The organism is Aurantiacibacter odishensis, from assembly GCF_003605195.1.
In the GTDB taxonomy this organism is placed as follows: Bacteria; Pseudomonadota; Alphaproteobacteria; order Sphingomonadales; family Sphingomonadaceae; genus Alteraurantiacibacter; species Alteraurantiacibacter odishensis.
On sequence record NZ_QYOS01000024.1, the window covers coordinates 242,353 to 267,215 of the forward strand.

At 65.4% G+C, this 24,863-nt stretch carries 18 protein-coding genes and 1 tRNA gene; 12 read left to right on the forward strand and 7 right to left on the reverse strand.

Annotated features, from left to right (window positions below; translation table 11 throughout):
• Positions 1 to 65: 65 nt before the first annotated feature.
• Positions 66 to 674: a TetR/AcrR family transcriptional regulator gene (locus tag D4Q51_RS10405; protein WP_120077688.1), complete on the forward strand. Its 609-nt coding sequence runs from the start codon at positions 66 to 68 to the stop codon at positions 672 to 674.
• Here D4Q51_RS10405 and D4Q51_RS10410 read toward each other — a convergent pair.
• Positions 671 to 1,636: an ArsR/SmtB family transcription factor gene (locus D4Q51_RS10410; RefSeq protein WP_120077965.1), complete on the reverse strand. Its 966-nt coding sequence runs from the start codon at positions 1,634 to 1,636 to the stop codon at positions 671 to 673. The genes D4Q51_RS10405 and D4Q51_RS10410 overlap by 4 nt on opposite strands.
• Positions 1,637 to 1,766: 130 nt before the next feature.
• Between D4Q51_RS10410 and metF the strand changes: the two genes are divergently transcribed.
• The 5 genes from metF (at position 1,767) to D4Q51_RS10435 (ending at position 7,854) form a co-directional block, all read left to right on the forward strand.
• Entirely contained in the window at positions 1,767 to 2,699 is a 933-nt protein-coding gene (gene metF / locus D4Q51_RS10415) for a methylenetetrahydrofolate reductase [NAD(P)H] (RefSeq protein ID WP_120077966.1), read from the forward strand.
• Positions 2,696 to 3,742 (forward strand): homocysteine S-methyltransferase family protein, encoded by a 1,047-nt coding sequence (locus D4Q51_RS10420; protein ID WP_120077689.1) that lies wholly within the window; start codon positions 2,696 to 2,698, stop codon positions 3,740 to 3,742. Before metF ends, D4Q51_RS10420 begins: the two co-directional genes overlap by 4 nt.
• 1 nt (position 3,743) lies before the next feature.
• On the forward strand, positions 3,744 to 6,383 hold the full coding sequence (gene metH / locus D4Q51_RS10425; RefSeq protein ID WP_240624678.1) for a methionine synthase: 2,640 nt from the start codon (positions 3,744 to 3,746) through the stop codon (positions 6,381 to 6,383).
• A gap of 25 nt (positions 6,384 to 6,408) precedes the next feature.
• A complete protein-coding gene (glyA, locus tag D4Q51_RS10430; RefSeq protein ID WP_120077690.1) occupies positions 6,409 to 7,710 on the forward strand; it encodes a serine hydroxymethyltransferase in 1,302 nt (433 codons plus the stop codon).
• A gap of 70 nt (positions 7,711 to 7,780) precedes the next feature.
• Positions 7,781 to 7,854: transfer RNA gene (locus D4Q51_RS10435), tRNA-Gly, on the forward strand.
• Position 7,855: 1 nt separating this feature from the next.
• Here the strand turns inward: D4Q51_RS10435 and malQ are convergent.
• Complete coding sequence (malQ, locus tag D4Q51_RS10440; protein ID WP_120077691.1) at positions 7,856 to 9,817, reverse strand: 4-alpha-glucanotransferase; 1,962 nt, start codon at positions 9,815 to 9,817, stop codon at positions 7,856 to 7,858.
• Positions 9,818 to 10,015: 198 nt separating this feature from the next.
• On the opposite strand from malQ, the gene D4Q51_RS10445 reads away from it, so the two are divergent.
• The 6 genes from D4Q51_RS10445 to D4Q51_RS10470 all read left to right on the forward strand — a co-directional run bounded on the left by D4Q51_RS10445 (position 10,016) and on the right by D4Q51_RS10470 (position 20,829).
• Entirely contained in the window at positions 10,016 to 12,430 is a 2,415-nt protein-coding gene (locus D4Q51_RS10445) for a glycogen/starch/alpha-glucan phosphorylase (RefSeq protein ID WP_120077692.1), read from the forward strand.
• A 103-nt stretch (positions 12,431 to 12,533) separates the two neighbouring features.
• Positions 12,534 to 14,699 (forward strand): 1,4-alpha-glucan branching protein GlgB, encoded by a 2,166-nt coding sequence (gene glgB / locus D4Q51_RS10450; RefSeq protein ID WP_120077968.1) that lies wholly within the window; start codon positions 12,534 to 12,536, stop codon positions 14,697 to 14,699.
• Positions 14,700 to 14,718: 19 nt separating this feature from the next.
• Positions 14,719 to 15,981 carry a glucose-1-phosphate adenylyltransferase gene (glgC, locus tag D4Q51_RS10455; protein ID WP_120077693.1) on the forward strand — a complete coding sequence of 421 codons (1,263 nt, stop codon included), beginning with the start codon at positions 14,719 to 14,721 and terminating at the stop codon, positions 15,979 to 15,981.
• Positions 15,981 to 17,432, forward strand: a complete 1,452-nt coding sequence (gene glgA, locus D4Q51_RS10460; protein ID WP_120077694.1) for a glycogen synthase GlgA — start codon at positions 15,981 to 15,983, stop codon at positions 17,430 to 17,432. The genes glgC and glgA overlap by 1 nt, the downstream gene beginning before the upstream one ends.
• Positions 17,429 to 19,057, forward strand: a complete 1,629-nt coding sequence (locus D4Q51_RS10465; protein ID WP_120077695.1) for an alpha-D-glucose phosphate-specific phosphoglucomutase — start codon at positions 17,429 to 17,431, stop codon at positions 19,055 to 19,057. The genes glgA and D4Q51_RS10465 overlap by 4 nt, the downstream gene beginning before the upstream one ends.
• Positions 19,054 to 20,829 (forward strand): glycogen debranching protein, encoded by a 1,776-nt coding sequence (locus D4Q51_RS10470; RefSeq protein WP_120077696.1) that lies wholly within the window; start codon positions 19,054 to 19,056, stop codon positions 20,827 to 20,829. The genes D4Q51_RS10465 and D4Q51_RS10470 overlap by 4 nt, the downstream gene beginning before the upstream one ends.
• Here the strand turns inward: D4Q51_RS10470 and D4Q51_RS10475 are convergent.
• The 5 genes from D4Q51_RS10475 to D4Q51_RS10495 are packed head-to-tail and all read right to left on the reverse strand — an operon-like array spanning position 20,826 to position 24,862.
• On the reverse strand, positions 20,826 to 21,212 hold the full coding sequence (locus D4Q51_RS10475; protein WP_120077697.1) for a flagellar protein FliS: 387 nt from the start codon (positions 21,210 to 21,212) through the stop codon (positions 20,826 to 20,828). The genes D4Q51_RS10470 and D4Q51_RS10475 overlap by 4 nt on opposite strands.
• A 1-nt stretch (position 21,213) precedes the next feature.
• Positions 21,214 to 22,647, reverse strand: coding sequence for a flagellar filament capping protein FliD (fliD, locus tag D4Q51_RS10480; RefSeq protein ID WP_120077698.1), 1,434 nt, complete (start codon positions 22,645 to 22,647; stop codon positions 21,214 to 21,216).
• A 30-nt stretch (positions 22,648 to 22,677) separates the two neighbouring features.
• Complete coding sequence (locus D4Q51_RS10485) at positions 22,678 to 23,811, reverse strand: EscU/YscU/HrcU family type III secretion system export apparatus switch protein (protein ID WP_120077699.1); 1,134 nt, start codon at positions 23,809 to 23,811, stop codon at positions 22,678 to 22,680.
• On the reverse strand, positions 23,808 to 24,590 hold the full coding sequence (locus D4Q51_RS10490; RefSeq protein WP_120077700.1) for a flagellar biosynthetic protein FliR: 783 nt from the start codon (positions 24,588 to 24,590) through the stop codon (positions 23,808 to 23,810). The genes D4Q51_RS10485 and D4Q51_RS10490 overlap by 4 nt, the downstream gene beginning before the upstream one ends.
• The gene (locus D4Q51_RS10495; protein WP_120077701.1) at positions 24,587 to 24,862 is read right to left on the reverse strand and encodes a flagellar biosynthetic protein FliQ; all 276 of its coding nucleotides are present in this window, start codon (positions 24,860 to 24,862) and stop codon (positions 24,587 to 24,589) included. The genes D4Q51_RS10490 and D4Q51_RS10495 overlap by 4 nt, the downstream gene beginning before the upstream one ends.
• Between the last annotated feature and the right edge of the window lies 1 nt (position 24,863).

Sequence of the window (24,863 nt, forward strand, 5' to 3'; positions counted from 1 at the left end):
GCTAAAATAAACACTGTTCAATTAAAAATTAGACAGCGTTCAATTTGCGTCCTATCTCTCAGCCTATGGGAAGACGATCCGATCACACGCCGGAGGAACTGCGCGCCTTACTGGTGAGGGAGGGCCATGCGCTTATCTTGGAACGGGGCTTCTCCCGGTTCTCGGCGAGGGAAGCGGCGCGCCGGGCGGGCTATTCGGTCGGCACGATCTACAATGTGTTTGGCTCGCTCGATGGCTACCTGCTGGCGGTGAACAGCCACACGTTCAGGCTGTGGAGCGTCTGGCTGGAGCGCGCGCTGGACGGCGTCCCGCATGAAGGTACGGCGCGGATCGAAGCGCTCGTGCGCGCCTACTTTAGCTTTGCCGCGGAACACGCCAATGCCTGGATGTCGATCTACGATCACCGCATCGATCGCGAGACGGAAATTGCCAAGGAAGACGTCGCCGCGCGCGAGGGGCTGACCGCGATCGTGGACCGCGAGGTGGGACAATGGATGGGAACCGGCGCCGACGATGCGGCAACGCGGCGGCTGGTGCGATCCCTGATCGCGACGGTTCACGGCCACTGCTCGTTGTGGTTGTCGGGTAGCTATGCCCTGATGAACGAGGACGATCCGGCGGGGCAGGCGCTGTCGCGCGTGCTGGAGGTGCTGGCGGCGCAGCAGCGCTCCTAGGCTGGCGCGTGAGCTGGCACCTGCGTCGCGATCCAGATCTTCGTCGTCAGGCCTTCCCCGGCGAGGGCAAGCGGCTGCGATGCGCGAAGCCCGCATGCAGTAAGGAATCCGTCCATCTGCTCGTCGCTGAAACCTAGCCGCGCGTGCGCGTGGCGTTCGCGCAGCTCGTCCCGCTCGTGGGCAGCAAGATCGACGATGACGGTGCGCGCATCGCGCCGCGCGACGCGCGCGGCCTCCCGCAAGGCATATAGCGGCTCGTGTGCGTAATGCAGCACTTGGTGCAGCACGACGGTATCGAACGTATCGTCACCGAAGGGCAGGGCGTTGAAGTCGCCTTGTGCCAGCTCCCATCGCTGGGCCGGAAGATCCTGCAACCGTGCACGGGCAAGGCGCAGCATTTCCGGGCTGCGGTCCAGCCCCACCACATGATCGGCGCGGTTGGCCAGCAACTGCGCGATTCGCCCGGTGCCGGTGCCGATGTCGAGCATTCGGCCAAGCGGTTCTTCGCCTAAGGCTGAGAGGATCTTCGCTTCCAGTTCCTCCGGCGGGCAGAGCATTGCGCGAAGCTGGTCCCAGTTTTCGGCGTGGCTGGCGAAGAATTCGGCGGCGCTGCTTTCCCGCCTTGCGCGGATGGCGGAGAGGTGGCGCCGGTCCTCTGCGCAGCGAGCGGCGAATTCCGTATCCTCTGCTTCTGCCGCATCGAGCAGGCGTGCAGTGGCCGCGGCCAGCGCTGAATCCGATCCGCGCGCAATGGCCTTGCGCAGGTAGACCCAGCTTCCCTCCCGTCGCCGCTCGGCAAGCCCGCTGTCGCACAGGATCGCCACGTGGCGCGAGACGCGCGGCTGGCTCTGTCCCAGCGCCTGCGCCAGCTCACCCACGGCCAGTTCCATATGCTCCAGCAGGCGCATGATGCGCAGCCGCGTCGGGTCCGACAGGGCGCCGAGAAGGGGTTCGATCCTCACGGGCGAGTGCATATTAGGAAATCTTTATATGTGCAAATGGGATATGGATTGCGCATATAAGGATATCTTGATATCCGAATTTGCCGAAGCGGGAGAGACTGCCTCCCGATCTCGTATAGGCATGCTTTTTATGAATACCCCCGACCCTGCGACCCGCAATCAGAGCTGCGAATCCGCCTTTGCCGGGCTTGCGGGGGACATTTCCGTCTCGTTCGAGTTCTTCCCGCCCAAGAACCAGTCTGGCGAAGCGCAGCTTTCGCGCACCTTCGCGCGTCTTGCGCCTTTCGCGCCCAGCTTCGTATCGATGACCTACGGTGCGGGCGGCTCCACGCGCGAACGCAGCCTTGCAGCGGTGAAGCGCCTGGTTGCCGAGGGCGAAGTTCCCGTGGCGGCACATCTCACCTGCGTCGATGCGAGCCGCGACGAGGTGGATGCTGTCGCCATGCAATTCCACGACGCGGGCGTGCGCCACATCGTCGCTCTGCGCGGAGACGCTGGCGAGCCAGGCGAACCGTTCTCGCCCCACCCGAAAGGCTACCAGAGCGCGGCAGAACTGGTCGCGGGCCTGCGTGCGCTCGCTGACTTCGACATTTCGGTTGCCGCTTATCCAGAAGTGCATCCCGACGCGCAAAGCGCCGAGGCCGATCTCGACAACCTGAAGCGCAAGCTGGACGCAGGCGCCAGCCGGGCGCTGACGCAGTTCTTCTTCTCGCCCGACACCTTTCTGCGCTTCCGCGACCGGGCCGCCGCTGTCGGGATCGAGGCACCGATCGCGCCGGGTATCCTGCCAATTTCCAAGTTTGGGCAAGTGCGCAAGTTCGCCCAGGCGTGCGGCGCGCAGGTGCCCGACTGGATGCACCCCGTTTTCGCCGGGCTGGACGAGCATCCCGAGACGAGCAAGTTCGTCTCCACCGCCGTCATCGCAGACCTGTGCCGCAGCCTCTACGAAGGCGGCGTGCGCGATTTCCATTTCTATACGCTCAATCGTGCCGAACAGGTTGAGGCCTTGTGCCACCTGATGGGGCGCCGCCTGCCTGCCGCCCGGCTGGAGGCCGCCGCATGAGCATCCGCGAAGCACTGAACGCCGCCGCGCGCGAGCGCATCCTGCTGTTCGACGGCGCGTTCGGCACCATGATCCAGCGCGCGAAACTGGCAGAGGAAGACTTTGCCGGTGATCTCGGTCTGGCTGCCTCGCAAGGCGGCAATAACGATATTCTCGCGCTCACCCGGCCCGACGTGATCCGCGATATCACCGCGGCCTACCTCGCGGCTGGCTCTGACATCGTCTCTACCAACACCTTCTCCGCCAATCGCATCAGCCAGGCGGATTACGGGGCAGAGCATCTCGTCAGCGAGATCAACTTTGCCTCGGCCCGCATCGCCCGCGAAGCTGCGGACGCGGCTGCCAATGCCGATGGCACCGCGCGCTACGTCGCAGGCGCGCTGGGGCCGACGAACAAGACGCTCACCCTTTCGCCTAACGTCGAGGACCCCGGCTACCGCGAGATCGACTTCGATTTCCTCGCCGAGGTCTACCGCGAGCAGGCCACTGCGCTGGTAGAAGGCGGCGTCGACCTGATCCTGGTCGAGACGATATTCGACACGCTCAACGCCAAGGCGGCGATCTTCGCCGTCCGCCAGCTCGAACGCGAGCTTGGCCGCGAAGTGCCGATTGCGCTCTCCATGACGCTGACCGACCTTTCCGGCCGCAACCTTTCCGGTCACACGGTGGAAGCGTTCTGGTTCGCCGTGCGTCATGCGAGGCCCGTCGCCGTGGGCCTCAACTGCTCATTCGGGGCGGAGCAACTGCGCCCCTACGTGCAGGCGCTCTCCAAGATTGGCGAGACACTGCTGCTGGCCTATCCCAACGCGGGACTTCCAAACGAACTGGGCGAATACGACGAGCCGCCCGAAGAAACCGCCGCCATGCTGCGCGAATGGGCGCACGGGGGGCATGCCAATATCCTTGGCGGCTGCTGCGGATCCACCCCCGAACATATCGCCGCCATTGCCGCTGCCGTACGCGGCGCTGCCCCGCGCAAGCTGCCTACCGTGCAGCCCGCCACGCGGCTCACCGGCCTCGAACCCTTCACGGTGCCTGCCTGACATGACCATGACCGACACGATCGACCGCTCTGAAGGCGAGACCGCGCAGAGCCCCACCGCGCGCTTCGTCAACGTCGGTGAACGCACCAACGTCACCGGCTCTGCGAAGTTCAAGAAGCTGATCCTCGATGGCGACTACGCCGCCGCTGTCGAAGTCGCCCGCCAGCAGGTGGAGAACGGCGCGCAGATCATCGACGTGAACATGGACGAGGGTCTGCTCGATTCCGAGGAGGCGATGGTCAAGTTCCTCCGCCTGCTCGCCGCCGAACCCGATATCGCCCGCGTGCCGACGATGATCGACAGCTCGAAGTGGGAGATCATCGAGGCTGGGCTGAAATGCGTATCGGGCAAGCCCATCGTGAATTCCATCAGCCTGAAGGAAGGCGAGGCGCAGTTCCTCGAGCAGGCGCGCAAGTGCATGGACTACGGCGCGTCCGTGGTCGTCATGGCATTCGACGAGACGGGGCAGGCCGATACGAAGGCGCGCAAGGTCGAGATCTCTTCGCGCGCCTACGACTTGCTGACCAAGAATGGCTTCCCCGCCGAAGACATCATCTTCGATCCCAACATCTTTGCCGTTGCCACCGGCATGGAAGAGCACGAGCGCTACGCATTGGATTTCATTGAGGCCGTGGCGGAAATTCGAGAGCGTTGCCCGCACGTGCACTGCTCCGGTGGCCTTTCGAACTTGTCCTTCAGCTTCCGCGGCAACGAGACGGTGCGCAGGGCGATGCATTCTGTTTTCCTCTACCACGCCATCCCGGCTGGCCTCGACATGGCCATCGTCAATGCTGGCCAGCTCGACGTTTACGACACGCTCGACCCGCAACTGCGCGATGCGTGCGAAGACGTGATCCTATGCCGCCGCCCCGATGCGACCGAGCGGCTGATCGCATTGGCCGAAAGCTATCGCGGCAAGACGAAGGAAGACGAAAAGCAGGCCGCGGAATGGCGCGGGTGGCCCGTGAACCGGCGACTTGAACACGCGCTGGTGAAAGGCATCGACAGCCATATCGTCGACGACACCGAAGAGGCGCGGCTGGAAATCGCCGAACGCAAGGGGCGCACCATCGAGGTGATCGAAGGCCCGCTGATGGACGGCATGAACGTGGTCGGCGACCTGTTCGGCTCGGGCAAGATGTTCCTGCCGCAGGTGGTGAAGTCGGCCCGCGTGATGAAGAAGGCGGTTGCCCACCTCATCCCCTATATCGAGGACGAGAAGACCGAGAATTCGCGCAGCGCAGGCACCATTGTGATGGCGACGGTTAAGGGCGACGTGCACGATATCGGCAAGAACATCGTCGGCGTCGTGCTCCAGTGCAACGGCTACGAGGTGATCGACCTTGGCGTGATGACGCCTTGGACGAAGATCATCGAGACCGCCAAGAAGGAAGGTGCTGACCTGATCGGCCTGTCGGGCCTCATCACTCCCTCCCTGGAGGAGATGGTGACCGTAGCCGAGGAGATGCAGCGCGCGGGCCTAGACATTCCGCTGCTGATCGGCGGTGCGACCACCAGCAAGGTGCACACCGCGCTGCGCATCGATCCGGCCTACGAAGGCCCGGTGATCCACGTACTTGATGCCAGCCGCGCCGTCGGCGTTGCCAGCAAGCTGGTGTCGGAGACGAACAAGGAGAGCTTCGTCGAAGATGTAGCCGACGACTATGAGAAGGTACGCGAAAGCCGGGCAGGGAAGGGCGGCTCCAAGCTGCTGACCTTGGCAGAGGCGCGCGAGAACCGTTTTGCGGCCGACTTCGAGAAGAAAGCTCCGGCACCGGCCAAGCCCGGCCTGCACGTCTTCGACGACTGGAGCCTTGCGGACCTTCGCGAGGCCATCGACTGGACCCCCTTCTTCCGCGCATGGGAACTGGCCGGCACCTATCCCGCCATCCTGCAGGACGAGGTCGTCGGCGAGAGCGCACGAAGCCTGTTCGCCGATGCGCAGGCCATGCTCGATACGATCGTCGAGGAAAAGTGGCTTACCGCGAAGGGCGTCGCCGGGCTCTGGCCGTGCAAGGCGCAGGACGACGACGTTGTGCTCGAAGATGGAACTTTTCTTCCGCTTCTCCGCCAGCAGGTGAAGAAGAGCCGCGACCGCAACAATTTCTGCCTGTCCGATTTCATCGACCCCGCTGGCGACTGGATCGGCGGTTTCGCGGTGGGTATCCACGGCATCGAGCCGCACCTCGAACGCTTCAAGGCCGATACCGACGACTATTCGGATATCCTGCTGAAAGCACTGGCGGACCGCTTCGCCGAGGCCTTTGCGGAGCGCCTGCACCAGCACGTGCGCACCGATCTGTGGGGTTATGCCGCAGACGAGGCGCTTTCGAACGAAGAACTGATCCGGGAGCGATACACCGGCATCCGCCCCGCGCCCGGCTATCCCGCCTGCCCGGACCATACGCTCAAACCCATTGTGTTCGACCTGCTTGACGCGCGCGGCAATGCCGGACTGGAACTGACCGAAAGCCAGGCCATGCTGCCGACGGCGGCGGTGAGCGGGTTTTACTTCGCCCATCCCGACAGCCAGTATTTCGGCGTCGCCCGCATCGGGGAAGACCAGCTGGCCGATTATGCCGACAGGCGCGGCATGGACCTCGAAACCGCCACTCGCTGGCTGCGCCCGAACCTCTCCTAGACACCCCCAAGCAGGACTGCCCATCATGCTCGATACCGCTACCGCACCGCACGCCACCCGCTTCTGGAGCGACGACCTGGAAGCCGCGGATCCCGATGTTGCCGCCATCATTGGCCGCGAGCTGAGCCGCCAGCGCGACGGCATCGAGCTGATCGCGAGCGAGAACATCGCCAGCCCCGCCGTGCTGGAAGCATGTGGCTCGGTCTTCACCAACAAATATGCGGAAGGGTATCCCGGCAAGCGCTACTACGGCGGCTGCGAGTTTGCCGACGAGGTGGAAACCCTCGCCATCGAGCGCGCCAAGAGACTGTTCGGCTGCAACTTCGCCAACGTGCAGCCCAATTCGGGCAGCCAGATGAACCAGGCGGTGTTCCTCGCCCTGCTCCAGCCCGGCGATACCTTCATGGGGCTGGACCTCGCCAGCGGCGGACACCTGACCCACGGATCGCCCGTCAACATGAGCGGCAAGTGGTTCAACGTGGTGCCCTACGGCGTACGAAAAGACGACTGCCGCATCGACATGGAAGAGGTTCGCCGCCTTGCGCACGAACACAAGCCCAAGCTGATCATCTCGGGCGGCACGGCCTACCCGCGCACCTGGGACTTTGCCGAATTCCGCAAGATCGCCGACGAGGTGGGCGCATACCTGCTGGCGGACATCTCGCACTTCTCCGGCCTTGTCGTGGGCGGCCAGCATCCCTCGCCGTTTCCGCATGCACACGTCGTCACCAGCACGACGCACAAGAGCCTTCGCGGGCCCCGTTCCGGCATCATCCTGTGGAACGACGAGGAACTGACCAAGCCGATCAACATGGCGGTCTTCCCCGGCATGCAGGGCGGCCCGCTGATGCACACCATCGCCGGCAAGGCCGTGGCCTTCGGCGAAGCGCTGCGCCCAGAATTCAGCCTCTACGCGCGAGGAGTGGTCGAGAACGCCAAGGCGCTGGCCGAGGGCCTGTTGTGCGAAGGCGTGGGCGTGGTGTCGGGTGGAACCGACAACCACCTCGTCCTTGTCGACCTGACCCGGAACGGCGTCACCGGCAAGTCGGCCGAGGCCGCGCTGGGCCGCGCGCACATCACCTGCAACAAGAATGGAATCCCCTTCGATCCCGCTCCGCCCTTCGTCACCAGCGGCGTGCGTCTCGGCACGCCGGCGGGCACGACGCGCGGGTTCGGACAAGCGGAATTCGCTAGCATCGCCGAGATGATCGCCTGCGTGGTATCGGCCGCTGCCGAAGGCGAGGGGAGCAATGCCCGCGTCGAGCAAGAGGTCGCGGGGCGTGTTGAGCGAATGTGCGCGGACTTCCCGCTCTATCCCGGCAGATAGGCTGCTTCTGCACGCAGGCGTATTTGTATTGACCGGGGGCGATCCCCCGTGGCAATTGCGCCGCGACCTTGCGGGTGTAGCTCAATGGTAGAGCAGCAGCTTCCCAAGCTGACGACGAGGGTTCGATTCCCTTCACCCGCTCCACTCATCCCTTTCGCAGTATTTTCAGCCGTGCCCTGACTACCGGGGCGGCGAGCAGTTCGTCTAGACTCGCGTCCAGTCGCCTGCGCCAGTTGGGGTGCTCCGTTGTGGTGCCGGGGATGTTGGGCTGTTGGGCAAGGCCCAGCAGGTCTTCCAGCGGCACGATGGCGAGCATGCTCGGCGTCCGGGCGACATGGGCCATGGCGGCGTCCACGGCGGCTGTTGGCTGGTCCGGCGCGGGACGCGGTGTGTGACCCTCAATGGTCGACCACAACAGTCCGCGATCCCAGTCGCGGACCTGCTCTGCCTTCTGGCGGTCCACCCCTTTGAGCAGACGGCCCAGGCTCTCGGCCCAGTCCAGATCCTTTCCGCTCCACCAGCCAGCCAGCGTAGGCGTATCGTGCGTTCCGGTCATGGCGACCGCCAGCTCGTCGTAATCGTGCGCGCCGACGAAGCCGTCGTCCGCGGCTCGTTCGAACCACAGCACTCGCATTCCCAGCATCTTGCGTCGTGCGATGGCATCGGAAAAACCGTGCGGGGCCGTGCCGAGATCCTCGGCGATGATGAAGGCTTTTGCCAGGTGCGCTTCCAGCGTCAGCAATCGCAGCAGGTCCTCGAACGGATAGGTGAGGTATGCGCCGTCTCCTGGTCCGCCGCCCTCGGGTATCACCCAGAGCCGCGCGAGGCCGAAGGCGTGATCGATCCGCAAGCCGCCTCCGCTCGCGAGGGCCCCGCGGATCATGGCGATCCACGGTGCGAAGCCGGTGCGCCGCAGCCCCTCTGGCGAGAAACCGGTGATGTTCCAGTTCTGCCCGTGCGGCCCCAGCGGATCGGGCGGCGCGCCGATGGTGAGGCCACGCAGCATCACGTCACCCAGCGCCCAGCAATCGCTGCCGCCCGGATCGACGCCGACGGCAAGGTCGCCAACGAGCCCGATGGACATTCCCGCCGCTTTCGCCCGGTCCTGCACCTCGGCCAGCCCGGCGCGGGCAAGCGACTGGATGAACAGGTGGAACTCCACCTCGTCTTCATGTTTCGCCGCGAAATTGGCCACGGCCTTGCTGGCGGGATTGCGATACTGGCGAGGCCAGTCGCGCCAGCCCTTCGCGCCCTTGGGGCGGTAGTGGCAGTCGAGCGCATCGAAAACGGCGTGAAGCACCTCGTCTTTTTCGGGTTGCCCGATAACGTCGGCGCGCTGCTGTGGCGAGAGGCTGTCGAACAGGGTTCGCATGTGCTCCAGCCGTGCGGGCAGGGCGCTCTCCCAGTCGATCAGCGCGCCGCTTTGAAAGTCAGGCAGGGCGGGCAACCCGAGCAGGGCCGGGTCGGCCATGGCCCCGTTCAGGAAGCGGCGGCTGGACGGCGAATAGGGACTGAAGCCCTCACCATTACCTGGAAAGAGAGCGTGGACCGGATTGATCGCTGCGGCATCCGCGCCCGCGCGTGCAAGCGTTTCAACGGCCTTGGCAAGGTCGCCCAAAGTGCCGAATGCGCCGCCACCTGCAGGTCGCAGCGAAGGGATTTGCAGCGATGCTCCCCATGGCCTTTGCCCTTGGTGCGGCGGCAAGGGGCAATGCGGCGGAGCGACGGCGAGCCGGGTCTCCTCGCCGTCGAATCGGCAGTCGAAATAGCCCGGTTCTGGCGGGGCGACCGGCTTGCCGTCCCGGATTTCCAGCGGCTGCCATGTGTCACCGTCCGCAAATTCGGCCTGGGAACAGGGGGAGTGTAGTTCCACCGGTTGTCCTGCGTCCGCGATCACCAGGGTAGGGAGGGCGCCGTGCTCAGCCTCCAGAGTCTTTAGCGTAGCACCGATTTGCCGGGGCGTATCCACCTTGTGCCCCAGCGCCCGCAGCACGCCGCGCAGGGTTGCGTCCGGCACGACGTAGTCGCGGCCTTCGACATCGCGCCAGCGGCGTTGCAGGCCGGCGGCATCGGCCAGCGCATGCAGCGGTTCGAGGGCATCAGTCACGGCCGGTTCCTTCTCGCAGGGGCCCCCCGGTCATCGGCCCGCCGGGCCCAATTTGCAACCGGATTGCTGCGCCGCAGAAACGAATAGGAATGCGCGAGCGGATGCGCGATTGCGCGGTGCAGCAAAACCTGTCTAATAGCAGCAAGGAGAGGCGTTTTCGACGTCGCGAGGAGCGACCACCACTGGAGCTTTCGTACCGTGACCACCAGCCCGCAGCCCTCCAATGCCGAAATCGACGCGCTGATCGTCGACGCGCTCAACCACCGCGTCGGCAAGGACGAGCGCGCCGCCAAGCCGCACGACTGGTATACCGCCACCGTTTACGCGCTGCGCGACAAGGTGATCGACCGCTGGATGGAATCGACGCGCCGCACCTATGCCGAGGGCGGGAAGCGGGTCTATTATCTCAGCCTGGAATTCCTGATCGGCCGCCTGCTGCGCGATGCGGTGAGCAATCTCGACCTCAACGGCGCGCTGGAGCGGGCGCTGCGTTCGCACGGGTTCGAACTGTCACAGCTGGAAGAGCTGGAGCCCGATGCGGCGCTGGGTAACGGCGGCCTCGGTCGGCTTGCGGCGTGCTTCATGGAAAGCCTCGCCAGCCTCGATATCCCGGCCTACGGCTACGGCATCCGTTACGTGAACGGCATGTTCCGCCAGCGTATCGACGATGGCTGGCAGGTGGAACTGCCCGAGACATGGCTCAGCCACGGCAACCCCTGGGAGTTCGACCGCCGCGAAAGCGCCTACCGCGTGGGCTTCGGCGGGGAAGTGGTCAGCGACGGCGATGCGGTGCGGTGGGAGCCTGCCGAGATGGTGGAAGCATCCGCCGTAGATACCCCGGTGGTCGGCTGGCGCGGCAAGCGGGTGAACACCTTGCGACTGTGGACCGCGCACGCGCTCGATCCGATCAAGCTCGATGCCTTCAACGCGGGCGATCACGTCGGCGCGCTGGAGGGAGAGGCGCGTGCCGCCAGCCTCGTGCGCGTGCTCTATCCGGCGGATTCGCACCAGGCCGGGCAGGAACTGCGGCTGCGGCAGGAGTATTTCTTCTCCGCCGCCAGCATCCAGGACATCCTGCGCCGCCACATGCAGCACCACGCCAACATACGCACCTTGCCGGACAAGGCCGCGATCCAGCTCAACGATACGCACCCGGCGGTGGCCGTGGCAGAGCTTGTGCGCCTGCTGGTCGATCACCATGGCCTTGAGTTCGACGAGGCGCTGGACATCACCCGGCGCACCGTCGCCTACACCAACCACACCCTGCTGCCCGAAGCTTTGGAAAGCTGGCCGCTGCCCTTGTTCGAGCGGTTGCTGCCGCGCCACATGCAGATCATCTACGCCATCAACAGCCGCGTCCTTCGCGAGGCGCGCAAGCAGGGCATGGACGATGCTGCCATTGCCGCGATCAGCCTGATCGACGAGGGCGGGGAGAGGCGCGTGCGCATGGCCAACCTCGCCTTCACCGGCGCGCACAGCGTCAACGGCGTGGCGGCACTGCACACCGAACTGATGAAGCAGACCGTGTTTCACGACCTGCACCAGCTGTATCCCAAGAAGATCAACAACAAGACCAACGGCGTGACGCCGCGCCGCTGGCTGATGCAGTGCAATCCGGGTCTGACGAACGTGATCCGCGATGCCATCGGCGATGCCTTCCTAGACGATACCGAGGAACTGAGCGCCCTGAATGCGCTGGCAGGCGATGCCGAGCTGGGAGAGCGGATTGCCGAGGTGAAGCGCAGCAACAAGGTCGCGCTGGCGGCCCATATCAAGGATCTGACGGGCGTGCGCGTCAGCCCCGATGCCCTGTTCGACGTGCAGATCAAGCGCATCCACGAATACAAGCGCCAGCTCTTGAACCTAGTCGAGACCGTGGCCCTATACGACCAGATCCGCAGCCATCCCGAGCGCGACTGGGTGCCGCGGGTGAAGATCTTCGGCGGCAAGGCTGCGCCCAGCTATCACAACGCCAAGCTGATAATTAAGCTGGCCAACGACATTGCCCGGCGGGTGAATTCCGATCCCAGCGTCGCGGGCCTTCTGAAAGTCGTGTTCGTGCCGAACTACAACGTCACTCTGGCCGAACGCATCATTCCCGCTGCCGACCTCTCCGAACAGATCAGCACGGCGGGGATGGAAGCCTCTGGCACCGGCAACATGAAGTTCGCGCTCAACGGCGCGCTCACCATCGGCACGCTCGACGGGGCGAATATCGAGATCAAGGACCGGGTCGGCGACGAGAACATCGTGATCTTCGGCATGACCGCAGACGAGGTCGCCGAGAAGCGCGCCAACGGCTACAACCCGCGCGAAGTGATCGAAGGATCGCCCGAGCTGCATCAGGCGGTGGAGGCGATTGCAAGCGGCGTGTTCTCGCCCGATGACAAGGATCGCTACAAGGACCTGATGGGCGGGCTATACGCCAGCGACTGGTTCATGGTGGCCGCCGATTTCGAGGCCTATGCCTCCGCCCAGCGCGAGGTGGATGCGCGCTGGCAGGATGTGGCAGGCTGGCGCAAGTCGGCGATCCACAACATCGCCAACGTCGGCTGGTTCTCCTCCGATCGCACGATCGGCGAATACGCGCGCGATATCTGGGGCGTGCTCTAGGGAACCGCGCTTAGCACGCATACGTTTTCCTGTTTCGCTCTGCCCGCCTGTCGGGCACAGTGTCATCCGCGAGGTCATGACGGCCCGCACGACAGGGGGACAGGTGAAGCCACCGCAAGACGCGATAGAAGCCCTGTTTGCAGGCCGGCAGGCCGACCCCTTCGCCTTGCTTGGCCCGCACGAAGGGCCGGAAGGCACATTCGCCCGCGCCATGCTGCCCGGGGCCGAGACGGCAGAGGGCCACTCGCTCGAGGGTGCGAAGCTGGGCAAGCTGAAACGGGTGGACGATCGCGGCCTGTTCGAGGGCAAGCTGCGCGGCAAGCCGAAACCCGTGAAGTATCGCTGCACGGCGGGCGAGCACGAGTGGTGGGTAACGGACCCCTACAGTTTCGGCCCCGTGCTTGGTCCGGTGGACGACCTGCTGATTGCGCAAGGCACGCATTTTCGTCTGTTCGACAAGCTGGGCGCGCACCTGATCGAGCACGAGGGCGCACTCGGCGTCCACTTCGCCGTCTGGGCGCCCAATGCCCGCAATGTGAGCGTTGTCGGCGATTTTAACGACTGGGACGGTTCGCGCCACCCGATGCGCAATCGCGTGGACATCGGCGTCTGGGAGATATTCATTCCCGACATCGCGGACTGGCGCGCCTACAAGTACCGCATCATCGGCCCTGACGGGGTGGAGCAGCCGCTGAAAGCCGATCCCTTCGCCTTCGCCAGCGAACTGCGCCCGAAAACCGCCTCCCTCACGGCGCGCCCCGCCAAGCCCGACTGGGGCGACGAGGCGCACCGCGAGCACTGGCGCAATGTCGATCCCCGGCGCGAGGCGATCTCGATCTACGAGGTCCACCCAGGTTCGTGGCAGCGCGACGACAACGACTGGTTCCTGACCTGGGACGAGATGGCCAGTCGCCTGATCCCCTACGTCGCCGACATGGGCTTCACCCATATCGAGTTCCTGCCAGTGTCGGAGCATCCCTATGATCCGAGCTGGGGCTACCAGACCACCGGCCTCTATGCCCCCAGCGCCCGTTTTGGCGCGCCCGATGGCTTCGCCCGCTTCGTGGACGGCGCGCATCAGGCTGGGCTTGGCGTATTGCTGGACTGGGTTCCAGCGCACTTCCCCACCGACGAGCACGGGCTGGCGAAGTTCGACGGTACCGCGCTCTATGAACACGCCGATCCGAAGCTGGGTTTCCACCCGGACTGGAACACCGCGATCTACAATTTCGGCAGGCGCGAGGTGCGCAGCTTCCTCGTCAACAACGCGCTGTTCTGGGCCGAGCGGTATCATGTCGACGGGCTGCGCGTGGATGCCGTCGCCTCGATGCTCTACCGCGATTACAGCCGCGAAGAGGGCGAATGGATTCCCAACGAATTGGGCGGGAACGAGAACTGGGAAGCGGTAGAATTCCTGCGCGCGATGAACCGCGCCGTGCACCGGGAACATCCCGGCATCCTGACGATTGCCGAGGAATCGACAAGCTGGCCCGGCGTATCCCACCCCGCCTACGACGATGGCCCGCGCGAGAACCTGGGCTTCGGGTTCAAGTGGAACATGGGCTTCATGCACGACACGCTGCAATACATGGCCCGCGATCCGGTGCACCGGAAGCATCACCACGACGAGATCACCTTCGGCCTGGTCTATGCCTTCAGTGAGAACTTCGTCCTCCCGCTCAGCCACGACGAGGTCGTGCACGGCAAGGGCAGCCTGCTGAACAAGATGAGCGGCGATGACTGGCAGAAATTCGCCAACCTGCGCGCCTATTATGGCCTGATGTGGGGCTACCCCGGCAAGAAGCTGCTGTTCATGGGGCAGGAATTCGCCCAGCGCCGCGAATGGAGCGAGGCGCGCGCGCTCGACTGGCACCTGCTGGATGCGCCGGCCCACGAAGGGGTGCGAAAGCTCGTTCGTGATCTCAACCACCTCTACAAGGCTAAGCCCGCGCTGCACGCGCGCGACTGCGAAGGCGACGGGTTCGAATGGCTGGTCGCTGACGATGCCGATGCCAGCGTGTTCGCCTGGCTGCGCAAGTGCCCCGGCCAGCCGCCCGTCGCGGTGCTGAGCAACATGACGCCGATGACGCACGGCTGCTACGGCCTCCACCTGCCGAATGACGGGACATGGGCCGAGGTGTTCAATTCCGACGCGCAGGAATACGGCGGCAGCGGTCAGGGCAACATGGGCAAGATCGAGGTGCGCGATGGCTGGGGCTGTGTCACCCTGCCGCCGCTCAGCACCATCATGCTGGAATACAAGGGATAGCAAGACCGGGAGAATGGCGATGAGAGAGACATATTCGCAGCCGCTGGCGCGTGACGCGATGGCCTATGTGCTGGCTGGCGGGCGCGGCAGTCGCCTGCTGGAACTGACCGACCGGCGCGCTAAGCCCGCGGTCTATTTCGGCGGCGTCTCCCGCATCGTCGATTTTGCCCTGTCGAACGCGATCAATTCCGGCATCCGCCGCATCGGCGTTGCCACCCAGTACAAGGCGCACAGCCTGATCCGCCACATGCAGCGCGCGTGGAATTTCATGCGCCCCGAACGCAACGAAAGCTTCGACATCCTGCCTGCCAGCCAGCGCGTATCCGAAAGCCAGTGGTACGAGGGCACGGCGGACGCGGTGTTCCAGAACATCGACATCATTCAGGCCCATGCGCCCAGGTACATGATCATCCTGGCGGGCGATCACGTGTACAAGATGGATTACGAGCTGATGCTGCGCCAGCACGTGGAAAGCGGCGCGGACGTGACCGTGGGCTGCCTTGTCGTGCCGCGCATGGAAGCCACCGGCTTTGGTGTCATGCACGTCGACAAGACCGATCGCATCACCGCTTTCGTGGAGAAGCCTGCCGATCCGCCCGGCATTCCAGGGCAGGAAGAGATGGCGCTCGCCAGCATGGGTATCTACGTCTTCGAGACGGAATTCCTGTTCGACCAGCTTCGCCGCGATGCCGACGATCCGGACAGCAAGCGCGATTTCGGCGGCGATATCATCCCGTGGATCGTCAAGAACGGCAAGGCGCAGGCCCATCGCTTTACCGACAGCTGCATCCGTGCCGCAGACGAGATCGAGGAATACTGGCGCGACGTCGGCACGCTGGACGCCTATTTCGAAGCCAATCTCGACCTCACCGACACGGTGCCCAAGCTCAACCTGTATGACCGCGACTGGCCGATCTGGACCGACCAGATCGTGGCCGCTCCGGCAAAGTTCGTGCACGACGAGGAGGGGCGGCGCGGAATGGCGGTCTCCTCGCTGGTATCACAGGATTGCATCGTCTCTGGCTCGCTGGTCCGGAACAGTCTGCTGTTCACCGGAGTGAAGATGGGCAGCTTCTCCAGCGTCGAGCGCGGCGTGATCCTGCCCTATTGCAACATCGGGCGCGGAGCGCGGCTGACGAATGTCATTCTCGACAGCGGCGTGCGCATCCCGGAAGGGCTGGTGGTGGGGGAGGACCCCGAACTCGACGCCCGTCGTTTCCGCCGCAGCGAGAAGGGCGTCTGCCTGATTACCAGGCCGATGATCGAGAAGCTGGACCTGTAATGGCGCTTTCCGTCCTTTCGGCCGCGTCGGAAGCCGTGCCACTGGTGAAGACCGGCGGGCTGGCGGACGTGGCGGGCGCGCTCCCCGCGGCGGTAGCGGCGCAGGGTGTTGAAATGACGACATTCCTTCCCGGCTATCCCGCCGTTGCCAAGGCGATGGGCAGGAAGCGGGTGGTCCATAAGTGGGATTCGCTCCTCGGCCATAAGGCGCGGCTGCTTTCCGGCAGAATCGGCGACCACAAGTTGCTGGTATTCGATTGCCCGGCATTCTTCGCGCGCGATGGCGGCCCGTACTCGGACAGCAAGGGACAGGACTGGGCCGACAACTGGCACCGCTTCGCCGCATTTGGCCGCGCCGCTGCCGACATAGCATCGGGCAAGGTAAAGGGCCGCCGGTTCGACCTTGTTCACGCTCACGACTGGCAGGCGGCGATGGCGATTGCCTACCTGAAGCTCGCGAGCGACGCGCCGGTCCTGCCGTCGGTCATGACGATCCATAACATGGCGTTCCAGGGCTATTACGACGCCGCGATCTTCCCTCGCCTCGGCCTGCCGCAATCGGCGTGGTCGGTGGACGGGGTGGAGAGCTATGGCGGGGTCGGCTTCCTGAAGGCCGGGATGCAGCTTGCCGACATCATCACCACGGTCAGTCCGAGTTACGCCGCCGAGATCAGGCAACCCGAATTCGGCATGGGGCTGGAAGGGCTTGTCGCCCTGCGCGGCGAAAGGGTGCGGGGAATCCTGAACGGTATCGACCGCGCCGTGTGGAACCCCGAAACGGACGAGGCAATCGCGGCCAAGTATTCCGCCAACTCGCTGAACAAGCGCAAGGCCAACAAGCGCGCCATCGAAAAGGCGTTCGGGCTGGAAAAAGGTGACGGCCCGGTCTTCACCGTGGTCAGCCGCCTGACCTGGCAGAAAGGGATGGACGTGCTGGTCGAGGTGCTCGACCACCTCGCCGGCATCGGCGGGCGGCTGGCGCTGCTCGGCTCCGGCGACAAGGCGATCGAGGCCGCACTGCACGAGGCCGCTGCGCGCCATCCGGGGCGCATCGCAATCCGCATCGGCTATGACGAGGCGTTGTCCCACCAGTCGCAGGCAGGAGCCGACGCAATACTCGTGCCCAGCCGGTTCGAGCCGTGCGGCCTGACCCAGCTCTATGGTCTTGCCTACGGCTGTGTGCCGGTGGTGGCACGCACCGGCGGGCTGGCGGACACGGTAATCGACGCCAACCCCGCCGCGCTGGCGCAGGGCGTCGCCACCGGCGTGCAGTTCGACGGCGTGCATTACCACGCGCTGCGCTCCGCCATCGACAGGACGGTGGCGCTTTACGCGCAGGCGGAAAAATGGCGCGAAATCCAGCGCAACGGCATGAAATCGGACTCTTCGTGGAACGCCAGCGGGCGCGCATACGCAGACCTCTACCGTGAACTGACAGGGAAAGCCGCATGATCCGAACGCACGAGACCACGCCTTTCGACGGGCAGAAACCGGGCACCTCCGGCCTGCGCAAGAAGGTGAAGGTATTCCAGCAGCCCAACTACGCCGAGAACTTCATCCAGTCCGTGTTCGACGTGGCAGAGCGCGAGCCCGGCTCTACCCTGGTGCTGGGCGGCGACGGGCGCTTCCACAACCGCACCGTGATCCAGCAGGCGATCCGCATGGCAGCGGCGAACGGATATGGCCGCGTGCTGGTGGGGCAGGGCGGCATTCTCTCTACCCCGGCGGCCAGCCACGTGATCCGCAAGTACGGCGCGAGCGGCGGGCTGATACTATCGGCCAGCCACAATCCCGGCGGGCCGGACGAGGATTTCGGCATCAAGTACAACACCGCCAACGGCGGCCCCGCGCCCGAAGGCGTGACCGCAGCGATTTACGCCCGCACGCAGGACATCGACCGCTGGCTGGATGTCGATGCGCCCGATGTCGATCTCGACACCCGCGGCGTGACGCACGTGGGCGAGATGGCCGTGCAGGTGATCGATCCGGTTGCCGACTACGCCGCGCTGATGGAGGAACTGTTCGACTTCGACGCCATCCGCGCCGCCGTGAAAGACGGGCTCGGCATGGCCTTCGATGCGATGCACGCCGTCACCGGGCCCTACGCCCACGAGATTCTCGAAAGCCGGCTCGGTTTCGCGAAAGGCACGGTTCGCAACGGCACCCCGCTGGAGGATTTCGGCGGGCACCATCCCGACCCCAATCTCGTCCACGCCAGGGTACTTTACGATCTGATGATGTCGGACGATGCGCCCGCCGTCGGTGCGGCGTCGGACGGCGACGGGGACCGCAACCTCATCATCGGCAAGCACCGCTTCATCACCCCGTCGGATTCGCTGGCGATGCTGGCCGCCAACGCGCATCTCGCGCCGGGTTACGCAGGCGGCCTCAAGGGCATTGCCCGCTCCATGCCCACCAGCGCAGCGGCGGACCGGGTGGCAGAAGCGCTGGGCATCCCCGCCTACGAAACGCCGACCGGGTGGAAGTTCTTCGGCAACCTGCTCGATGCCGGAATGGCGACGGTCTGCGGCGAGGAAAGCGCCGGGACGGGCAGCGACCACGTGCGCGAGAAGGACGGGCTGTGGGCCGTGCTGCTGTGGCTCAACATTCTTGCGGCGACCGGCAAGAGCGTGGACCAGATCGCCCGCGAACACTGGGCGCGCTTCGGGCGCAACTACTACGCGCGGCATGATTACGAGGGTGTCGAGAGCGACAGGGCCGACGCGCTGATGGCGGAATTGACGGGCAGCCTCGTCAGCCTGCCGGGCACCAGTTTCGGCCCGCTTACCGTGGCCGAGGCGGACAGCTTTGCCTACACCGACCCGGTCGATGGCTCTCTCAGCGAGAACCAGGGTATTCGGGTGCTGTTCGAAGGCGGCAGCCGCGTGGTGTTTCGCCTGTCGGGCACCGGCACGCAGGGCGCGACGATCCGGGTCTATCTGGAGCGCTACGAACCTGTGGGCGGCGATCTCGATGCCGAGACGCCTGCCATGCTGGCCGAGATCATCGCCGCTGCCGAGCAGATCGCCGGGATCGAACGGCACACCGGGCGCACCGCGCCCGATGTGGTGACGTGAGCGGCTACGGCGCGCAGGTCCAAGCGGGCCGCACATCATTCCGCGTCCGCTCCCCGCTTGCCGAAGCCATGCACCTCTGCCTTTTCGAAGGCGAGGGCGAGCAGCGCGTGGCCATGGAGCGGGACGGCGAAGACTGGGTGGCCGAAATGCCGCGCGACCTCTCCGGCTTGGCTTACAGCTACCGCGCGGAAGGGGAATGGTCGCCGGACGAGGGCAAGTGGTTCGACCCGGCGAAGCTGCTGGTCGATCCCTACGCGCTCGAACTGGACCGGCGCTTCGACCAGAAGCCGGAGCTGGCTGTTCACGGCGTCGATACCGCCGCCATCGTTCCGCGCGCCATAGTGCCCGGACCTTTGCAAGAAGTGGCTTCGGAGCCGCCCCGTTTCACCCGCGGCGGCCTTGTCTACGAAGTCGCCGTGGCAGGCTTCACTGCGCTCCATCCCGATGTGCCGGAAGCCCAGCGCAGCACCGTCGCGGCGCTCGCCCATCCCGCCGTCATCGCGCACCTGAAGAAGCTGCACGTCAGCGCGGTGGAGCTGATGCCGATCATCGCCTGGATCGACGAGCGGCACCTGCCTCCGCTGGGGTTGGCGAACCACTGGGGCTACAACCCGGTCGCGCCGTTGGCGCTCGATCCCGGCCTGTGTCCCGGCGGCGTGGCGGAATTGCGCGAGACGGTGGCGGCGCTGCATGAGGCGGGCATCGGCGTGATCCTCGATCTCGTGCTCAACCACACCGGAGAGAGTGACATCTTTGGCGGCGTTTGGAGCCTGCGGGGGCTGGACGATGCAGCCTATGCCCATGCGCCCGATGGATCGCTGATCAACGATACCGGCTGTGGCAACACGCTGGACTTTGCCAACCGCCACGTCCGCGCGCTGGCGCTGGAGACGCTGCGCCATTTCGTGCGCTATTGCGGCGTCGACGGCTTCCGCTTCGATCTGGCCCCGGTGCTGGCGCGCGGGCCGGGCTTTGCCGCCGATGCGCCGATCTTTGCCGAGATTGCTGCCGACCCGCTGCTGGCCGACAGGGTGATGATCGCAGAGCCGTGGGATATCGGTCCCGGTGGCTACCAGCTCGGCAATTTCCCTGCGAACTGGCTGGAATGGAATGACCGCTACCGCGACGACGTGCGCCAGTTCTGGCGCGGCGACGGGGCGGCGAACGTGCTGGCAACGCGCATGGCGGGCTCGTCCGACATATTCGGGCCGCAGACCCGCAGCATCAATTTCCTCGCCGCGCACGACGGCTTCACGCTGGCCGATACCGTCGCCTACGAACATCGCCACAACGTGGCGAACGGCGAGGGTAACCGCGACGGGCACGGCGAGAACTTCAGCTGGAACAACGGGGTGGAGGGACCGAGCGACGACCCTGCCGTAAAGGCGCGCCGCGATGCGGACTTGCGCGCGATGCTCGGCACCCTGTTTGCTTCCGGCGGTACGATCATGCTGACTGCGGGCGACGAATTCGGGCGCAGCCAGCAGGGCAACAACAACGCCTATTGCCAGTTCATGCCGGTCGACTGGCAGGCGCGGGACGTGGCGCTGGAGGCCTACGTCGCCGGGCTGTCGGAAGACCGCGTGCAGAGGGCGGCGGCCATGGCTGAATTTCCCGAGGGCGGCACGTGGCGCAGCCTGTCCGGGGAGGCCATGCACGCAAGGCTTTGGGAAGACCCACGGTGCGCCGGTTTCACCTTCGATCCTCCTTCAGGCAGCCACTGGCCGCGTTTCACCGTGGATCGCGGGAAACGGACAGTAACGCTGGACTAGGCGGCCCTGCGCGGCTGGCCGGTCAGCGAGGCGGCGATATCGGCCAGGTCGTCCCGCGTCATTTCGACGGCGGTGCGGTTGAAGTGCTTCTGCGCATTGGTGACGCGCGCCAGCAGGGAGCGGTAGAACACGTCGAGCGACTTCGACACCGGCTGCGCCATGTCGAGGCCGGAGAGCAGCGTGATCAGGCCCATCTGCGCGCGTTCCAGCGCCTTGCGCCGAACATCGGCGCGGCCGTTCGTATCCGCCCACAGCGCCCGGTCCAGCGCCGCGCCCGCGTCGGCAAAGCACATGCGGACAAGGCCGTCCGTGTCGCTGCCCGAGACGAGAGCTTCGAAATCGACGCGCTTGTAGGCAGCGGCGGGATCGGTGCGTTTCAGCATGTCAGTTCCGGTTGTTCGTCCACATGGCGACCTGCGCCTTCAGGAATTCCAGCGTCGATTGCGAGGCCGAAACGCGCGCGTCGGCGGCGGCGAAGTTCTTCACCATCCGCTCGCGAAGCGCTTCCTGCTGGTCGGCAATCTTCTCGCGGCGTTCCTGCAATCGCTCGAGCTGGTCCGAATAGCGGGTGATGGACCCGCCCAGCGTGCCGGGATCGGAGCGGCTGCCCATGTCGCGGGCGAGGTTGTCGATGGTGGCGAACAGGCCGAAGGGTCCGGTGGTGAACATGGCGCTGGCGGCGGCAAGGTTGCCTTCCAGCGTGGTCTTCAGCCGCGCATTGTCGAGCGTGAAGCTGCCGTCGCGGCCGCGCTTCAGGCCGAGATCGGCGAGTGTCGAGGGCTCGCCCTCCGCCGCGCCGGGCATGACAATGAGGCCGGTCAGCCCTGCCAGTTCGCGCTTCAGCGCCCGCGCGCCGGGATCGTTGCCCAGTTCCCCGCCAAGCGGCGCGGCGAGTTCATTCAGAGAGGCGGCGATATCGTTAAGCGCGCCGACGAAATCGCCCATCATCGCGGTGATCGCCTTGCTCTTGTCGGCAAAGGAAATGGTGGTGGGATCGCTCTGGTTGGTGCCGGTCAGCGTCAGCACGAGACCGCTCGGCAGGCCGCTCACCTTGTTGGTGGCGCTGGTCATGGCAACGCCGTCGAACATGAATTCGGCATCGGCGGCGCTTGCCTTAAGCTGGCCTACATCGCTGGCGGGGTTCCAGGCGAGGTAATCGATATTTCCCGCGGCGGGCGTGCCGCTGCTGGCACTTGTCCCGCTCGCTTCGATAGCGAAAGCGCTGGCTGCGCCTTCGGTGCCTTTCACGACCAGCCGCGCGCCCTCGGCGGTGTTGGCGACATAGGCGTTGAGGCCGCGCCCGGACCCGCGGATCTTCGCTGCCACATTGGCAAGGGTATCAGTGGCGGCAACGTCGATCACCAGCGGATCGCCGCCGCCATCGGTGAAGGCGCCTGCCCCGATGCTGCCGAAACGCAGGGTAAGCTGTCCTTCGCCGACGAGGTCGGTTTCGGCGGAGTAGGCGCTGCTCGCCAGCGTTTGCGCGCTCGCGAGGCGCGACACCTCGAGCGAATAGGAGCCTTTCGCGCTGCTACCTGCCAGCACAGAGACATTCGCCACGCCCGCATCGCCAATGTCGGCAGCAGGCGCAAGGTCGCCGTTGCGGATACGATCGCCCAAGGCATTCGCCAGCTGGCTCAGCAGGTTCTTGAGGCCCGACGCGCCCGAGATGCGCGCTTCCAGCGCCTCGCTTCGGCTGTCGATCTGGGCGATCTGCGGCGTGAAGCGGGCTGCCGCCAGGTCCTGCGCCAGCTTGACCATGTCGACCCCGCTGCCGCCGCCAAGAGCGGAAACGATGGAGGATGTGCTGCTTTCCATGGGCTGTAGAACGGGCGGCACCCGCCTCCTTTAAGTGGCTGAAGGACGCCCATCGGCGTCGAAGTGCAGTTCCAGCGGTACGCCAACCTGCGGGCGCTGCGGATGCTCGCCGCGCTTGAGGCTCATCACGAAGGCAAGCACGCTGGCGATTGCGGAATAGAGTTCCGCGCGGATCATCTGCTGTTCGCGCGTGGTGAAGTATACCGCGCGGGCGAGGGTGGGGTATTCCAGCGTCGGCACGCTCATTTCGGCGGCGAGTTCGCGCATGGCCAGCGCCTTCTCTCCGCGCCCTTTCGCGATCACGTATGGCGCGCTGGCGACCGCGGGATCGTAGGCCATGGCGACGGAGAAGTGCGTCGGGTTGGTCAGCACGAACTGCGCGTCCTTCATCGCAGGACGCAAGCCGCCCTTGGCAAGGTCGCGCTGGCGCTGGCGGATAGCCATTTTCTTCTCGGGCGAGCCTTCCTGCTCCTTGTTCTCGTCGCGCACTTCCTGGTTGGTCATCCTCAGCTGCAAATTGCGCCGCACGTACTGAATCGGCCAGTCGACCAGCGCGATCACCACCAGCCCGATGGACAGGAGCAGCAGCAGGTTGATCATCGATTCCCACGCCGCCGACAATTGCCCGGTCAGTTCGCCGCGCCCCAGTTGCAGGATGGCGACGAGGTTGGCGCTGCCCCAGAACCACGCGATCGCGCCCAGCAGCGCCAGCTTCGCCAGCCCCTTGCCCAGTTCGATCCAGCCTTGCGGGCCGAACATGCGTTGCAGGCCCTTGAGCGGATTGAGCTTCTCCGGCTTGGGTTTGAGGTTGCCGTTCACCCACGCCCCGCCGCCCAGCGTCAGTTGCGCGGCCATGACGGCGAGAGTCACCAGCACGCCCAGCGTGAGGATCGGCGGGACAAGCGCGACCACAAGGTCGGTCATCATGCGGCCCGGCTGGAAATGGGTGATGGCGGTGCGGTCGAACTGCCAGAGCGTTTCGGCAGAAGTCTCCACTGTGCCCAGCAGCCAGGGCCCCGCCAGCTTCAGCCAGAGAGCGCCAACGAGGACGCAGACCGCTGTCGCCACTTCCTTGGAGCGAAGCACGTTGCCCTTCTTGACGGCATCGCGCTTGCGCTTCTCGGTCGGTTCGAATGACTTTTCGCCCGAAGGCTGTTCGCTCATGGTTGCACCACCATTCCGGCCTGTTCGATGGCCATTTCCGCCAGCATGACGAATTGCTCGCCCAGCAGCGCGGTGCTGGCGATCAGGGCAGCGAGGCCGGCCAGAACGCTGGCGGGCAGACCCAGCGCGAAGAGGTTGAGCGAGGGGGCCGAGCGTCCGATGACGCCTGTCACAAGCTGCACCAGCAGCAGCACCAGCGTGACGGGCAGGGCGATGGCAACAGCGGTGGCCAGCGCCTGGGTGAAGAAGCTGGCGACAAGCCAGCCGCGCTCCGCGAAATCCCAGTCGGCACCGGGCGGGAACAGGACATAGCTTTCCACCACCAGCCGCAGCCACAGCAGGTGCCCGCCGATGGCGAGGAACAGCAGCGTCAGCATCACGGTGAACATCTGCCCCACCACGCCCGACTGCGCGCCGCTGGAGGGGTCGACGGCAGTCGCCATCGCCATGCCCATGCCGCCCGCGATCTGCTCGCCCGCGATCATCGGCGCGGCGAAGGCGATCTGCAAAACCATGCCGAGCGAAAAGCCGATCACGGCTTCGGTCGCGAGCGACACGAGTGTGGGCAGGGCCAGCATGTCGTCAGGCACCGAAACCGGCACCCAGTTGAGGATGAACACACCCATCGCGCCTGCCAGCACGGTGCGTACCTGCGGTGGCACCATGCGCGCGCCGAAGATGGGGGCGGCCAGCACGGCAGCGCCCACGCGCACCATCACGAAGATGAGCGCCCACAGGTCCGCTTCTATCGCGCCGAGGCCGAAGTCCGGAAGGCTCATTGGGCAGAGATATTCGCGATGCGGGCGAAGATTTCCTCTGCGAAATCGCCGATCAGGCCGAACATGCTCGCCCCCATCAGCACCAGCACCACGGCAACGATGGCAAGCTTGGGCACGAAGGTGAGGGTTTGCTCGTTCACCGAGGTCGCCGCCTGGATCACGCCCACCAGCAGGCCGACGGCGAGTGCCGCGATCAGGATGGGGGCGGCCACCAGCGCGGCGGTCCACAACATGCGGTCCATCAGCGAGAACAGGGCTGCGCTTTCGTCCATC

Coding starts and splice junctions, on each gene's coding strand:
- D4Q51_RS10475 (WP_120077697.1), bottom strand. CDS start 21,212: ATGCTGAAACGCACCGATCCCGCCGCTGCCTACAAGCGCGTCGATTTC.
- D4Q51_RS10490 (WP_120077700.1), bottom strand. CDS start 24,590: ATGAGCCTTCCGGACTTCGGCCTCGGCGCGATAGAAGCGGACCTGTGG.
- glgA (WP_120077694.1), top strand. CDS start 15,981: ATGGCGCTTTCCGTCCTTTCGGCCGCGTCGGAAGCCGTGCCACTGGTG.
- D4Q51_RS10485 (WP_120077699.1), bottom strand. CDS start 23,811: ATGAGCGAACAGCCTTCGGGCGAAAAGTCATTCGAACCGACCGAGAAG.
- D4Q51_RS10405 (WP_120077688.1), top strand. CDS start 66: ATGGGAAGACGATCCGATCACACGCCGGAGGAACTGCGCGCCTTACTG.
- D4Q51_RS10420 (WP_120077689.1), top strand. CDS start 2,696: ATGAGCATCCGCGAAGCACTGAACGCCGCCGCGCGCGAGCGCATCCTG.
- glgC (WP_120077693.1), top strand. CDS start 14,719: ATGAGAGAGACATATTCGCAGCCGCTGGCGCGTGACGCGATGGCCTAT.
- D4Q51_RS10465 (WP_120077695.1), top strand. CDS start 17,429: ATGATCCGAACGCACGAGACCACGCCTTTCGACGGGCAGAAACCGGGC.
- glyA (WP_120077690.1), top strand. CDS start 6,409: ATGCTCGATACCGCTACCGCACCGCACGCCACCCGCTTCTGGAGCGAC.
- D4Q51_RS10495 (WP_120077701.1), bottom strand. CDS start 24,862: ATGGACGAAAGCGCAGCCCTGTTCTCGCTGATGGACCGCATGTTGTGG.
- metH (WP_240624678.1), top strand. CDS start 3,744: ATGACCATGACCGACACGATCGACCGCTCTGAAGGCGAGACCGCGCAG.
- fliD (WP_120077698.1), bottom strand. CDS start 22,647: ATGGAAAGCAGCACATCCTCCATCGTTTCCGCTCTTGGCGGCGGCAGC.
- metF (WP_120077966.1), top strand. CDS start 1,767: ATGAATACCCCCGACCCTGCGACCCGCAATCAGAGCTGCGAATCCGCC.